This is a genomic window from Massilia atriviolacea, from assembly GCF_003953935.1.
Taxonomy (GTDB): Bacteria; Pseudomonadota; Gammaproteobacteria; order Burkholderiales; family Burkholderiaceae_D; genus Telluria_A; species Telluria_A atriviolacea.
In genome coordinates this window covers 50,346-63,065 of record NZ_RXLQ01000026.1, presented here as the reverse complement: position 1 = coordinate 63,065, position 12,720 = coordinate 50,346, and the positions used below count along the sequence as shown (strand labels likewise).

Annotated in this window: 12 protein-coding genes; 3 read left to right on the top strand and 9 right to left on the bottom strand. The window is 64.4% G+C overall.

The annotated features are described in order from the left end of the window. Positions 1-88: 88 nt before the first annotated feature. Positions 89-454, bottom strand: coding sequence for a ribosome hibernation-promoting factor, HPF/YfiA family (gene hpf, locus EJB06_RS29645; protein ID WP_126077624.1), 366 nt, complete (start codon positions 452-454; stop codon positions 89-91). Between the two features lie 387 nt (positions 455-841). Between hpf and EJB06_RS29640 the strand changes: the two genes are divergently transcribed. Next, positions 842-2,179, top strand: a complete 1,338-nt coding sequence (locus tag EJB06_RS29640; RefSeq protein ID WP_126077623.1) for a hypothetical protein — start codon at positions 842-844, stop codon at positions 2,177-2,179. Positions 2,180-2,718: 539 nt separating this feature from the next. On the opposite strand, the gene EJB06_RS29635 is transcribed toward EJB06_RS29640, so the two are convergent. From EJB06_RS29635 to EJB06_RS29610, 6 genes are read right to left on the bottom strand one after another with little or no spacing between them, the layout of a single operon-like run. Next, a complete protein-coding gene (locus tag EJB06_RS29635; protein WP_126077622.1) occupies positions 2,719-4,191 on the bottom strand; it encodes an RNA polymerase factor sigma-54 in 1,473 nt (490 codons plus the stop codon). A 2-nt stretch (positions 4,192-4,193) separates the two neighbouring features. Beyond that, positions 4,194-4,949, bottom strand: coding sequence for an LPS export ABC transporter ATP-binding protein (gene lptB / locus EJB06_RS29630; RefSeq protein ID WP_126077621.1), 756 nt, complete (start codon positions 4,947-4,949; stop codon positions 4,194-4,196). Further along, positions 4,949-5,575: a lipopolysaccharide transport periplasmic protein LptA gene (gene lptA, locus EJB06_RS29625; RefSeq protein WP_126077620.1), complete on the bottom strand. Its 627-nt coding sequence runs from the start codon at positions 5,573-5,575 to the stop codon at positions 4,949-4,951. Before lptA ends, lptB begins: the two co-directional genes overlap by 1 nt. Next, on the bottom strand, positions 5,572-6,195 hold the full coding sequence (lptC, locus tag EJB06_RS29620) for an LPS export ABC transporter periplasmic protein LptC (protein WP_126077619.1): 624 nt from the start codon (positions 6,193-6,195) through the stop codon (positions 5,572-5,574). Before lptC ends, lptA begins: the two co-directional genes overlap by 4 nt. A 21-nt stretch (positions 6,196-6,216) precedes the next feature. After that, the gene (locus EJB06_RS29615) at positions 6,217-6,759 is read right to left on the bottom strand and encodes a KdsC family phosphatase (RefSeq protein ID WP_229427347.1); all 543 of its coding nucleotides are present in this window, start codon (positions 6,757-6,759) and stop codon (positions 6,217-6,219) included. A gap of 1 nt (position 6,760) precedes the next feature. Next, positions 6,761-7,783, bottom strand: coding sequence for a KpsF/GutQ family sugar-phosphate isomerase (locus tag EJB06_RS29610; RefSeq protein WP_164558072.1), 1,023 nt, complete (start codon positions 7,781-7,783; stop codon positions 6,761-6,763). Between the two features lie 106 nt (positions 7,784-7,889). Here EJB06_RS29610 and EJB06_RS29605 point away from each other — a divergent pair, with 106 nt between their 5' ends. Continuing rightward, positions 7,890-9,872: a monovalent cation:proton antiporter family protein gene (locus EJB06_RS29605; protein WP_126077617.1), complete on the top strand. Its 1,983-nt coding sequence runs from the start codon at positions 7,890-7,892 to the stop codon at positions 9,870-9,872. 174 nt (positions 9,873-10,046) lie between these two features. On the opposite strand, the gene EJB06_RS29600 is transcribed toward EJB06_RS29605, so the two are convergent. Together EJB06_RS29600 and EJB06_RS29595 are read right to left on the bottom strand one after the other, a co-directional pair. Beyond that, positions 10,047-11,177, bottom strand: a complete 1,131-nt coding sequence (locus EJB06_RS29600) for a GGDEF domain-containing protein (protein ID WP_126077616.1) — start codon at positions 11,175-11,177, stop codon at positions 10,047-10,049. 112 nt (positions 11,178-11,289) lie between these two features. Beyond that, positions 11,290-12,141 carry an MOSC domain-containing protein gene (locus EJB06_RS29595; RefSeq protein ID WP_126077615.1) on the bottom strand — a complete coding sequence of 284 codons (852 nt, stop codon included), beginning with the start codon at positions 12,139-12,141 and terminating at the stop codon, positions 11,290-11,292. 219 nt (positions 12,142-12,360) lie between these two features. Here EJB06_RS29595 and EJB06_RS29590 point away from each other — a divergent pair, with 219 nt between their 5' ends. Then, positions 12,361-12,678: an energy transducer TonB gene (locus EJB06_RS29590; protein WP_164558071.1), complete on the top strand. Its 318-nt coding sequence runs from the start codon at positions 12,361-12,363 to the stop codon at positions 12,676-12,678. Positions 12,679-12,720: the final 42 nt, after the last annotated feature.

Below are 12,720 nucleotides of genomic sequence, written 5' to 3'. Positions count from 1 at the left end.
TTTCACCCACAGGAGTGCGCCCATGCTGGGCGCACGATGCAAAAAGGGCGCCACGCGGGCGCCCTTTGGCGAGTGGGACGGGGCCTGCTTATGCGGCCGACGGCGTCTCTTCTTCAGGCATGTCTTCAGGCATGTGCTTGATGGCCTGGTGATTGTGGTCCTGGACCTTGTTTTTGTACTTCATGACCTGACGATCCAGTTTGTCGATCAGGGTATCGATGGCAGCGTAGAGATCGTGCGACAGGCTTTCCACATACACGGTTTTGCCCGACAGGCGCAGGTTGATCTCGGCCTTTTGACGTTTTTCTTTTTCCGTCAGATTATCGACGGTGAGGATGACTGCAATATCGATCACTTGATCGAAATGGCGCCTTACGCGCTCAAGCTTGCTCTGTACGTATTCACGGATGGCTGGCGTTACTTCAAGATGATGTCCACTGATTGTGAGATTCATACATACACTCCTAATGATAATGGCACTTCTTGTTACTATCGGTTCGTACGCTTGGCGGCGCAGAGGAACAGCTGTATTACCACACGGACGAAAGAAACCTGCTACGTCCGCAAAATTGCCAATCGATTAATGGGTTTAATGGTATCCAACTCCTTCGTTTTTTCCACAAGCAACTTTCTCTCGTGTAGACCAAGTGTATCAGTTATTTGGCATAGCACAAGGTAAGCACAAAGCCGCAAAGATTCAAGGTGAAATAGCCGGTATATTCTTGCGGGTATAAGCTCGCAATACCGGCGGCATCGAAAAGTAGCAGGAATGCGGACGCTATTCTTTTGGCAAGTCGCTTCGCCTAAAATCGCTTCCCCCTGTCATCATCCCGGCCGATTCATGTTCAAGCGATTCCTCCCCACCTTCCTGCCGCGCCTGGCCCTGGCCGGTGCCCTGTGCGCCAGCGCCGCGCCGGCGTTTGCCGTCCTCAGTTTCGACATGAGCGTCGCCACCAGATATGCCGTGGCCGCGCATGGCGACAACCCGCCGCCGGACGAGATCAAGCAATACAAGGTGGTGCTGGGCGAACGCTATATTTCGGTGAGTACCGCGGGCGAATCGACGATCTACGATTTTGCCAGCCGGCGGCGCTACCAGATCGACCTGGCCAGCGCCACCTATGTCGACTACTCGCTGTTCGACGTTGCGGGTTTCCGAAAATCCGAGCTGTCCAACCGCGAGGGGATCGCCAAGATGCTGCGCATGGCCGAAGCGGTGCCGGTGTTCGACCCGGTGTTCGACGAGCACAATCTGTCGCTCGCGGCGCCCGGCCGCACGCTGTCCGAATCGAAGGAAGCCGGCGCCATCGTGCTGGCGGTGGACGGCAATCCGCTGGCGCACATTCCGCCCGGGGGCACCAGCATCGGCGCCAGCGACGCGGCCCAGTTCGAGCGCATGCTGCGCTACAGTTTCGGCGGCCACCCGCTGGTGCTGGCGCGCCTGTCGCGCGACAAGCGGGTGCCGGCCGGCTTCGTCATGCATCACAAGCGGATCGGCTACAGCGAGGCGCGCACCTTTACCATCGGGGCGCTGCGGCACAGCGCCCCGGCCAGCTACGACCTCAAGCCGTACACGCCGGGCACGGTGCGGGGCAACGAGATCGACCAGCTGCTCGACAAGGCGCAGGCCAATGCGGGGCCGCCGTCGGCCGCGACCGGGCAGGCGTTCGAGGCCGAGATTGCGCAAGCGTTCGCCGAGAAGCGCGCCTTCGACGGCATGCTGAGCATGTCCGAATGGAGTTTTGTCGGCGGCGAGCCGATGAAGCCGAGCGCGCAACAGGTGGCCCTGCTGCGCGCCGATCCGGCGACGCAGGCGTATATGGGCGCCATGCGCGACAAGTCGAAAGCGGGTCTGAAAGCGGCGATCGCCAGGATGCAGGAACTGCGCAAGGCCAGCACGCGCAAGCAGCACATCGTGATGCTGTTCGAAGCCAATCTGCGCGGCCAGCTGGGCGACGTTAACGGCGCACTGCCCTTGTACGTCAGCGTGCTGCGAGCCAATCCGGCGCTGGCGGGGGCGTACAAGGACATGGGCGACGCGCTGTACAGGGGCTACGACATGGCGCGCGCATGGCGCAGCTGGGACGCGGGACGGCGCATGGCACCGGCGCTGGGATTATTCAAGCAGGTGAACCAGCATGAGCAGATCCTGCTGCGCGAGCATCCGGAATACTTCTGACACCAGTCATCCCCGATGTCCACTGCGGTGCCAGGTCTGACATTCGAACACGAACTCTGCTTTAATGTCCACTGCGGTGCCAGGTCTGACATTCGGACACGAACTCTGCTTTAATGTCCACTGCGGTGCCAGGTCTGACATTCGGACACGAACTCTGCTTTAACGACAACTAGTCGACGAGGACTGCCCAGGCNAGGTGAACCAGCATGAGCAGATCCTGCTGCGCGAGCATCCGGAATACTTCTGACACCAGTCATCCCCGATGTCCACTGCGGTGCCAGGTCTGACATTCGAACACGAACTCTGCTTTAATGTCCACTGCGGTGCCAGGTCTGACATTCGGACACGAACTCTGCTTTAACGACAACTAGTCGACGAGGACTGCCCAGGCCGTGTCCGAATGTCAGACCTGACACCGGGGTGGACACGGACTCTGCTTTAACGACAGCTAGTCGACCGAGGCTGCCCAGGCCGTGTCCGAATGTCAGACCTGGCACCGGGGTGGACACGGGCTGGAGCGTGGGTGCTCGGTGCCGGACCTAGAGGCACTTGCGCAGGGCGACCGGCGGGATCTTGAGCGCTTCGCGGTATTTGGCGACCGTGCGGCGCGCAATCACCATGCCCTGCTCGCCCAGCATGTCGGCGATTTTGCTGTCCGACAGAGGACTCTTCGGGTCTTCGGCGCTGGTCAGCTGCACGATCAGCGCGCGGATCGCGGTCGACGAGGCTTCGCCGCCCGCTTCGGTGGCCACGTGGCTGCCGAAAAAATACTTCAGCTCGAACATGCCGTGCGGCGTCATCATGTACTTTTGCGTGGTCACGCGCGATATCGTACTTTCGTGCAGGCCGAGCGTGTCGGCGATTTCGCGCAGCACCAGCGGACGCATCGCCACCGCGCCGTGCGAGAAGAAATTGCGCTGGCGTTCGACGATCGCTTCGGCTACCCGCAGGATGGTGTCGAAGCGCTGGCGCATGTTCTTGATCAGCCATTTGGCTTCCTGCAGCTGCGCGCCCATCTGCCCTTCGCCCTTGCCCTGCTTGAGCAGCGCCGCGTACATGCTGTTTACGCGCAGGCGCGGCATGACGTCGTTATTGAGCATCACCGACCATCCATTCTTCGCCTTGCGCACGATTACGTCCGGCACCACGTAGTCCGATACGTCGGACGCGAACTCGGCGCCCGGATGCGGATTGCACTGGCGGATCACGGTCTGCGCCTCGCGCAAATCTTCATCGTCGCAGTCGAGCGCTTTTTTCAGCTTGTTGAATTCGCGCTGGGCAAACCAGGTCAGGTGGTTTTCGACGATGGTCAGCGCCATGCGCCGCGTGACCAGCGCCACGCCCGGCATGCGCCGGATCTGCAGCGCCAGGCATTCGGACGCGTTGCGCGCACCCACCCCGACCGGGTCGAAGCTTTGCAGCAGCGCCAGCGCGGTGCGTAGTTCGTCGATCTCGATGTCCAGCTCGGGCGGCATGCGCTCGTGGATCTCTTCCAGCGATTCGGTCAGGTAGCCGTTGTCGTCGATGGCGTCGACGATCAGTTCGACCAGGGCACGGTCGCGCGCTTCGAGCACGGTCACGCGCATCTGCTCCATCAGGTGCTCGCGCAGGGTGATCCCGGACGCTTCGAGCTGCGGACGCGAATCCTCGTCGTCGGGCGTCTTGGCGCGACCGAGGTCGCCCCACTCGCCGTCGTTGTCGTTGCTGGCGGGGCTGTCCGCCTCGCCGCCTTCGAAGCCTTCGCCTTCGCTTGGGGCCGGGGCGTCCTGCGCACCCGGCTCGGGCGCCGCTTCGGTCGGGGTCGAGGTGCTGCTGATGGCGCCATCGCCCAGCAGCCGCACCGAATGATCGAGCGGATCGTCGAGCCGTTCGAGCAGCGGGTTGTCGCTCAACAGCTGTTCCAGTTCCTGGTGCAGTTCCAGGGTCGACAACTGCAGCAGCCGGATCGATTGCTGCAGCTGGGGCGTCAGTGCAAGGTGCTGGGAGGTGCGTAGTTGAAGGGACTGTTTCATGCCTACATCCGGAAATGTTCGCCCAGGTAGACCCGGCGCACGGATTCATCGGCGATGATGTCGTCGGGACGGCCGGAGGCCAGCACCGCGCCCTGGTTGATGATGTAGGCGCGGTCGCAGATGCCCAGCGTTTCGCGCACGTTATGGTCGGTGATCAACACGCCGATGCCGCGCTGCTTGAGGAAGCGCACGATGCGCTGGATCTCGATGACGGCGATCGGGTCGACCCCGGCAAACGGTTCGTCGAGCAGCACGAAGCGCGGGTTGGTCGCCAGCGCGCGCGCGATCTCGACCCGGCGCCGCTCGCCGCCCGAGAGCGACATGGCCTGGTTTTCGCGCAGTTTTTCGATCTGCAGGTCGGCCAGCAGGGTGTCGAGCCGTTCGTTGATCTGGGCCTTGGTGAGCGCCTTGCCGTCGACCTTCTGCAGCTCCAGCACGGCGCGGATGTTTTCTTCCACGGTCAGCTTGCGGAACACCGACGCTTCCTGCGGCAGGTAGGACAGGCCGAGCGTGGCGCGGCGGTGGATCGGCAGGCTCGAAATATCGACCCCGCTGATGTCGATGGTGCCCGCGTCCGACGGCACCAGGCCGACGATCATGTAGAACGAGGTGGTCTTGCCGGCGCCGTTGGGGCCGAGCAGGCCGACCACTTCGCCGCAGTCGACCTGCAGCGACACGTCGCGCACGACCAGGCGCTTGCCGTAGCTTTTCTGCAGGCCGCGCACGATCAGGCGGCTGCCGCAACTCTTCGTTTCCATTATTCGGTTCCCGCGGCTGGCGTGGTGGTCGGCGCCGGTGCCGGCGCCGGTGCGGCCGGCGCTCCCGCCGCTGGCGTGGCCGGAGCCGGCGCGGCGCGCGGCTTGCGCGGCGCGATGATCATGGTGCCGCGCCCCTGGCCCGGCTTGCTGGTGCCGCTGGCGTCGTTACGCGCCACGAACACTTCGCGCCGGCTGTCGTAGGAAATGAACTCGCTTTCGATTTCGTCGGTCGGCTTGCTGCCTTCGAGCTGGCGGATCTTGGCGCCCGAGAACAGCTTCATCATGTCGTTGCGTTCATCGTATTCGATGCGCTGGGCCTGGCCTTCGATCCACAGGTCCGGGCCGCCGTCGCGCTTCTGGCGGAAGGTGGCGGCCTTGCCGCCGGTGGCGGTCAGGGTCACGAACATGTCGCCTTCCGGGGTTTCCTTGATGGTGGCGCGGTCCGACTTGAGGATCAGGGTGCCCTTGGTGACGACCACGTTCCCGGTCAGGACCGTCACCTGGGTCACTTCATTGGTTTCGAGGGAGTCGTAACCGATCACCGCCTGTTTGGCGGCATCGGCCTTTTCGGCGGAGGCGCTTGCCGCGGCCAGGCCGAGCAGGGCGAAGGCGAGGAATTTTTTCATTGTGGTTTACCTGTAGTGGTGGGCGCAGCGCGCGCGCCTTTCGGTGGATAGACGATCTGCCCCCGGCTGGCGAATCTGAGTTCGCCGGTCGCGTTGTTCGCCTCCATGCCGGTGCCCCTGATGGTGGAGTTACCCAGCGTGACTTCGACCGGCTGGTCGGACGTCATGCGGTCTTCGTCGGTGTAGACGGTCAGCGCTTCGGTCTTGAGCTGCATCGCGCGGTTGGTGGGCGATTCGGGCCGCACCACGTTGACGTTGCCGAGCAGGTCGGCCTGGTTCTGGGTGTGGCGGATGCGCGCGCGCTGCGAGGTGATGGTGGTCACCGGCTGGCCGGGCGCAACGCCCTGCAGCACCGGCCGTTCGACATCCGAGGTGTCGTCGATCGGGCGGTGCGTGAGTTTGGCGCCGGAGACCAGGTAGCGCGGTTTACCCTCGGGTGTCATGCGCACGAAGCTGAATTGTTCGACGATGTAGTCGGGTTCGTTCTTGAAGTTGTTCGGATCGACCGAGCCGTCGCCGTTCTGCGCCAGCTGGACCAGCCAGAAGGTGCCGAAGGCGAAGAAGGTCCCGACCACCATGATCGCGGTCAGGCGCCAGCGGTGTGCGGTGCGCTTATGCATGGCGGTCTCCGGTGATGTGCATCAGGCGAAGTACGGCGCCAGCGCCGCGTCGTAGGTGCCTTGCGCGCGCATGACCATGTCGCACACTTCGCGCACGGCGCCGCGCCCGCCGCCTGCCTTGGTGACGTAATGGGCGCGGTACTGCACTTCCGGGTGCCCGGTCGGCACGGTGACGGCAAATCCGACCTGCAGCAGCAGCGGCAGGTCGATCACGTCGTCGCCGATATAGCCGCACTGCGCGGCGCTGACGCCTGTCGCTTCGAGCAGCCTGGCGAAGGCGATGCGCTTGTCGTGGATGCCCTGGTGGACGTGCATGATGCCCAGGTCGGCCGCGCGCCGCACCACGATCGGCGACTGGCGCGCGCTGATGATGGCGGTGGCCACGCCGCTCTTTTGCAGCAGCTGGATGCCCAGGCCGTCGAGCACATTGAAGGTCTTGGTCGCTTCGCCATCGGGGCCGTAGGTCAGGCTGCCGTCGGTGAGCACGCCGTCGACGTCGAAAATCATGACCTTGACGGCGGCGGCGCGCTGCATGTGCGCCAGCTGGTTGGGGGACGCTGTCATGTCAGATCACTTTCGCGCGGGTCAGGTCGTGGATATGCAGGGCGCCTACCAGCTTGCCGTCGGCGTCGACCACCAGCATCTGGTTGATGCGGAATTGTTCCATGATCGCCACCGCGTCGACCGCCAGCTGGTCGGGACCGACGCGGCGCGGATCGGCGTGCATCACGTCGCGGATGGTGATCTTCGTAAAATCCTGCACGCGCTCGATGAGGCGGCGCAGGTCGCCGTCGGTAAAGACGCCGATCGGGCGCTGGGCCGCGTCGACGATGGCGGTCATGCCCATGCCCTTCTGGGTGATTTCGAGCAGGGCCACCGAGAGCGAGACGTCGGCAGTCACGTGCGGCACGGCGTCGCCGCTGCGCATGACGTCGCGCACGTGGGTCAGCAGGCGCCGTCCCAGCGCGCCGCCCGGATGCGAGCGGGCGAAGTCTTCTTCCTTGAAGCCGTGGGCGTCGAGCAGGGCCACGGCCAGCGCGTCGCCCAGCGCCAGGGTGACGGTGGTGCTGGCGGTCGGCGCCAGGTTGAGCGGGCAGGCTTCCTTGGCCACGGAGACGTCGAGGTGCACGTCGGCCAGCAGCGCCAGGCTCGATTGCGGGTTGCCGGTCATGGCGATCAGCGGTGCTCCCATGCGCTTGACGATCGGCAGGATCGACATCAGCTCGGCGGTTTCGCCGGAGTTGGAGATGGCGATGAAGGCATCCTGCGCGGTGACCATGCCAAGGTCGCCGTGGGCCGCTTCGCCCGGGTGCACGAACATGGCCGGGGTGCCGGTCGAGGCCAGGGTGGCGGCGATCTTGCGCGCGATATGGCCCGACTTGCCCATGCCGGAGACGACCACGCGGCCGCCGCATTCCATCAGCAGGCCGACCGCCTGGCCGACGCTGTCGTCGGTCTCCAGGCGCGCGTGCAGGGCGCGGATGGCGTCCGCTTCGATTTCCAGCGTCTCGCGGGCCAGTTGCATGGCACGTTGCGTGAGGTTTTTGTCAAAAGCTTTCAGCATTGTTTTTTCATGGGTTACACTCATGGCAGAAGTATAAACGAATTGCGAAAGCAAAAAACTTGCCAGACGCAGAAATCGTCTCCATACGGTGTTTTTGCCCGGCCTTTACCATTCCTTTACACGGCACCGCATGTTTTCAGGACTAGAACTCACCCTCCTCCTCTTGGGCAGCGCCGTACTGGGCGTCGTCGCGTTCCGCATGATGCACCTGCCGCCGATGCTCGGCTACCTGGCTGTCGGCATCCTGATCGGCCCCCACGCCCTGGGCCTGGCCGAAAACAGCAAGACCACCGAAACCCTGGCCGAATTCGGCGTGGTGTTCCTGATGTTTTCGATCGGGCTCGAATTTTCGCTCTCGCAGCTGATGGCGATGCGGCGCATCGTGTTCGGCCTGGGGATGGCGCAGGTGGTCATGACGATCGTGGCCACCATGCTGTTCGGCTGGCTGCTGGCGACCCAGGTGCCCTCGCTGAACATCACCTGGCAGGCTTCCTTTGCGCTGGGCGGGGCGCTGGCCATGTCGTCCACCGCGATCGTGGTCAAGATGCTGACCGAACGGCTCGAACTCGAAAGCCAGCATGGGCGCAAGATCATCGGCATCCTGCTGTTCCAGGATCTGGCGGTGGTGCCGCTGCTGATCCTGATTCCTTCGCTCGGCAAGCCGCCCGAGGAACTGGCCGAGACCCTGGCCTGGGCCGGCGTGAAGGCGGTGATCGTGCTGGTGCTGCTGCTGTTCATCGGCCAGAAGATCATGCGCACCTGGTTCACGATCGTGGTCAAGCGCCGCTCGCAGGAGCTGTTCATGCTCAACCTGCTCCTGATTACCCTGGGCGCGGCCTGGATCACCGAGCATGCCGGCCTGTCGCTGGCGCTGGGCGCTTTCGTGGCCGGCATGCTGATCTCCGAAACCCAGTACAAGCACCAGGTGGAAGAAGACATCAAGCCGTTCCGCGATGTGCTGCTCGGGCTGTTTTTCATCACCGTCGGCATGCTGCTCAACGTCGGCCTGGTGCTGGAAAACTGGTGGCTGGTGCTGCTCTTGCTGGTGCTGCCGGTGGCGCTCAAGTTCGCGCTGATCGCGGTCCTGGCCAAGCTGTTCGGCGCCTCGGACGGGGTGTCGATGCGCACCGGCCTGGCGCTGGCGCAGGCGGGCGAATTCGGCTTCGTGCTGCTCAACCTGACCTCCGGCGCGCGCCTGATCGACGACTTCATCATCCAGCTGGTGCTGGCCTCGATGGTGCTGTCGATGCTGGTGGCGCCGTTCATCATCTCGAAGTCGGACCAGATCGTGATGAAGGTCTCGTCCAACGAGTGGATGATGCAGTCGCTCCAGTTGACCCAGATCGCCAGCCGCACCATGTCGACCCAGAAGCACGTGATCATCGCCGGCTTCGGGCGCAGCGGCCAGACCCTGGCGACCTTGCTGACCGAGGAAAAAGTGGCCTACCAGGCGCTCGACCTGGACCCGACCCGGGTGCAGGAAGCGCAGGCGGCCGGCGCGCATGTGTCGTACGGCGACGCCGCGCGCCGCGAAAGCCTGGTGGCGGCCGGTATTTACCGCGCCAGCGCGCTGGTGATCACGTATGCCAGCACGGCGTCGGCGATCAAGGTGCTGCACCTGGTGCACGAACTGGCGCCGACCCTGCCGGTAATCGTGCGCAGTTACGACGATACCGATCTCGATGTGCTGAAAAAGGCCGGCGCGGCGGAAGTGGTGCCGGAAGCGCTGGAGGGCAGCCTGATGCTCGCCTCGCACGCGCTGGTGATGATGGGCGTGCCGCTGCGGCGCGTGGTGCACCGGGTGCAGAGCGCGCGCGACGAACGCTACGCCTCGCTGCGCGGGTATTTCCATGGCACGAACGAGGCCAACGACGATCCCGAGCACCTGTTCGTGCGCCTGCATTCGGTGATCCTGCATGACGATGCGGCGTCGGTCGGCAAGCGCATCGACCAGCTGGACCTGGCCGAGCTGGGCGCCGACGTGACCACGGTACGGCGCGGCAAGGAGCGGCTCGAAGTGACGCCGCTGACGCAGCTGGAAGTGGGCGATGTGGTGGTGCTCAGGGGCTCGGCCGAGGCGGTGAACCGCGCCGAGGAACGCTTGCTGCACTAGCAGGTCCACTCCTGCTAGCCCGGAGGCTACGCTGGCTCGTCTTCCCCGCTAGCCCGTCTTCCCCGCTAGCCCGTCTTCCCCGCTAGCCCGTCTTCCCCGCTAGCCCGTCTTCCCCGCGCAGGCGGGGACGACGCACTAACGGCGCCAACGACGCGGCAGTCCCCGCAACGACGGTTACGTGAACGACACCACCCGGTTGCGCCCGCTCTCCTTGGCCTTGTACAGCGCCGTATCCGCATGCGCCACCAGCGCCTGCGCCACGCCTTCGATCGCGTGGTCGCGTTCGAAATCGTCCAGGGTGGCCACCCCGATCGACACCGACACGGCCAGGCGCTCCCCGCCCGACAGGAGGAACGGCGTATCCGCGATGCCGTGCAGGATGCGCTGCGCCACCTGGGTCGCGCTGTCGAGGTCCGCATCGATCAGCAGCACCACGAATTCCTCGCCGCCGAAGCGCCCCAGCGCATCCGAAATGCGCAGCTCCGCCTTGATGCGCGCGGCCACCTCGCGCAGCACTTCGTCGCCGCCCTGGTGCCCCAGGCTGTCGTTGACCTGCTTGAAATGGTCGATGTCGATGTACAGGCACGAAATACGGTAGGCCTGGCGCCGCGCACGGCCGATTTCTTCCAGCAGGCGGCGGTCGATGTAGCGCCGGTTGTATACCCCGGTCAGCGAATCGGTCAGCCCGATATACTTGAGCATCTCGTTGCTGATCACGTTCTCCAGGCAGATCGCGATGATCGACGCCATATGCTCGATGAAGTCGGTGGCCATGGCCGGCGTGAAGCGGGTGGCGTCCAGGCTGCCCAGGTTCAGGCTGCCGATCAGGCGCTTGTTGCGCAGCAGCGGCACCAGCGCGATGCTTTGCAGGCCGGGCGGCTGATTGGGGAACATCGGCTGGTGCACGGCCGGGTGGTAAGGCCCCAGCATCGGCTTGGGCGGCCCGGTGAACACCTCGCTGCGCGAGGGCACGAAGCCGAGCGCCGCCACCGCGTCCACGAAAATCATGTGCGGAAAGTCGTTGAAGTCCACGCCCAGCTTGTCCATCACGGTGCGGATGTCGGCATCTTCGTCGACCAGGCTGAGGGTCACGATATCGAGGCCGGCAATCGCCGGCAGGCTGCGGAAGATGGTGCCGATCAGCGCCTGGAAGCTGTCCGAGCCGACGATTTCGAGGTCGAACGCCTGGTGCCGGCACATGATCTCGTGATTGCGCTCGGCCTGCTCCACCAGGTAGTCCAGGCGCGCGCGCAAGGACTCGTTTTCGGCTTCCACATCGCGCGCCGGGGCGTCGGGGTCATGCATACGGTTCCCACCTTTTTCTGTCGACCTCGACAATTGTGCCACCTTACACCCTCCGCCCGGCCCCGAAAACGAAAAAAATACGCCCTGTCGTATTTACGCGGCCGCTACGGCCTCAGAATGCCAGCGTCATCGTCACAGGCTGGCCGACGTGCAGGCGCTCGCCGTCACCATCGGTCACAATTGCATTCATACCAAAACAGATCTTGTCGTCCATGACCGCCTTGCTGCGGTAAGTGCGCAGGATGTCGAGCGGATCGGGTCCCGGCTCGCCGGTGGCCTGGTCGACCGCCGGAATCGGGCAGCGCGAGCAGGGCTTGACCGGTTTCAGGCGCGCCGCCCCGAGCGCAAAATGCTCGGCGTAGTCTTCTTCGAAGGCGTCGATGCCTTCGATGACGATATTCGGGCGGAAGCGGTTCATGGGCAGCGCCTCGCGCCCTGCCGCCCGCATTTTTTCATTCAGGTCGTCGAGCGAGGCCTGGCCGACCATCAGGATCGGATAGCCGTCCGAAAACAGGGTCGGCTCGGCCAGCCCGCCGGTCCACTTGGTGCTCGACACGCGGGTGGCGGTGGCGTGGAAGCGCACCAGCCGGCACGCCACGCCGATGGCCTTGGAAAACCAGGTGGCGGTGGTCTCGTCGCAATCGTAGGCCAGCACGGTGTCTTCCCAGACCGTCACTTCGCGCGTGACTTCGTGGTCGGGATCGGGCAGGCCGAGCGGAATCTCGAGGCGCAGCATGCCCGGCGCGCGCAGCTCCAGCGTGTCGGACAGCAGGCGCGGCACGATCAGCGCCATGCGCGGATGCTCGCGCTGCGTGAGGAACTGCCCGTGCTCGTCGATCAGCATCCATTCGCGGTCGTACACCGCGTCCACCGACAGGCCGGAGCGGGTCAGCGTGGCTTCGCGCACGGAGATGCCGGCGCAGGATTTGATCGGGTACAGGATCAGTTCGGACAAGATTGCCATCGTGTTGACATGGTAGTGAAAGGATCCGGCAAGTCTATCTCAGTTTCCGTCCCAGGGCGCCATGCCACCCATTTCAAGCGCTGTTCCTGGCCGCGCCGGAAGTTCCGGATCGCTGATCGGGGCTGCGGGCGTGCAATGGTGTACATTGGCGTCCTTGCCAGTGCATCCCTGGCGAACACAGCCTGATTCATGCGCCATTTTCTGTCCCTCGCGTGTCTGGTGTCGCTCGCACAGCCAGCGCACGCACAAGCGACCTCGCCGGCCAGCAGCCCCGCTTGCGTCGTCGCCGGCTCCTGCCCGACGCCGCAATGGCCCAAGCCGCGCGCTTACCTCGACGAACCCTATCCGGTCAGGGTCGCCCTGCTGATCGCGCCCGATGGCCGCGTCGCCGGCGCGCGCGTGGAGCAAAGCGCCGGCCGGCTCTGGGACGATGCGACCATCCGGGCCCTGTCGAGATGCCGCTTCCGCCCTGCCCGCCTCGGCGGCAAGCCGGTGCCGGGAATTATAAAAATGCAACATCTATGGACGCTCGATTAAACCGGCGCACGCCCATGCTTGTGTTGGCGACAATGAAATACA

Coding starts and splice junctions, on each gene's coding strand:
- EJB06_RS29615 (WP_229427347.1), bottom strand. CDS start 6,759: ATGACAGCGTCCCCCAACCAGCTGGCGCACATGCAGCGCGCCGCCGCC.
- lptB (WP_126077621.1), bottom strand. CDS start 4,949: ATGGAAACGAAGAGTTGCGGCAGCCGCCTGATCGTGCGCGGCCTGCAG.
- EJB06_RS29605 (WP_126077617.1), top strand. CDS start 7,890: ATGTTTTCAGGACTAGAACTCACCCTCCTCCTCTTGGGCAGCGCCGTA.
- lptC (WP_126077619.1), bottom strand. CDS start 6,195: ATGCATAAGCGCACCGCACACCGCTGGCGCCTGACCGCGATCATGGTG.
- EJB06_RS29635 (WP_126077622.1), bottom strand. CDS start 4,191: ATGAAACAGTCCCTTCAACTACGCACCTCCCAGCACCTTGCACTGACG.
- EJB06_RS29600 (WP_126077616.1), bottom strand. CDS start 11,177: ATGCATGACCCCGACGCCCCGGCGCGCGATGTGGAAGCCGAAAACGAG.
- EJB06_RS29640 (WP_126077623.1), top strand. CDS start 842: ATGTTCAAGCGATTCCTCCCCACCTTCCTGCCGCGCCTGGCCCTGGCC.
- EJB06_RS29610 (WP_164558072.1), bottom strand. CDS start 7,783: ATGAGTGTAACCCATGAAAAAACAATGCTGAAAGCTTTTGACAAAAAC.
- lptA (WP_126077620.1), bottom strand. CDS start 5,575: ATGAAAAAATTCCTCGCCTTCGCCCTGCTCGGCCTGGCCGCGGCAAGC.
- EJB06_RS29595 (WP_126077615.1), bottom strand. CDS start 12,141: ATGGCAATCTTGTCCGAACTGATCCTGTACCCGATCAAATCCTGCGCC.
- hpf (WP_126077624.1), bottom strand. CDS start 454: ATGAATCTCACAATCAGTGGACATCATCTTGAAGTAACGCCAGCCATC.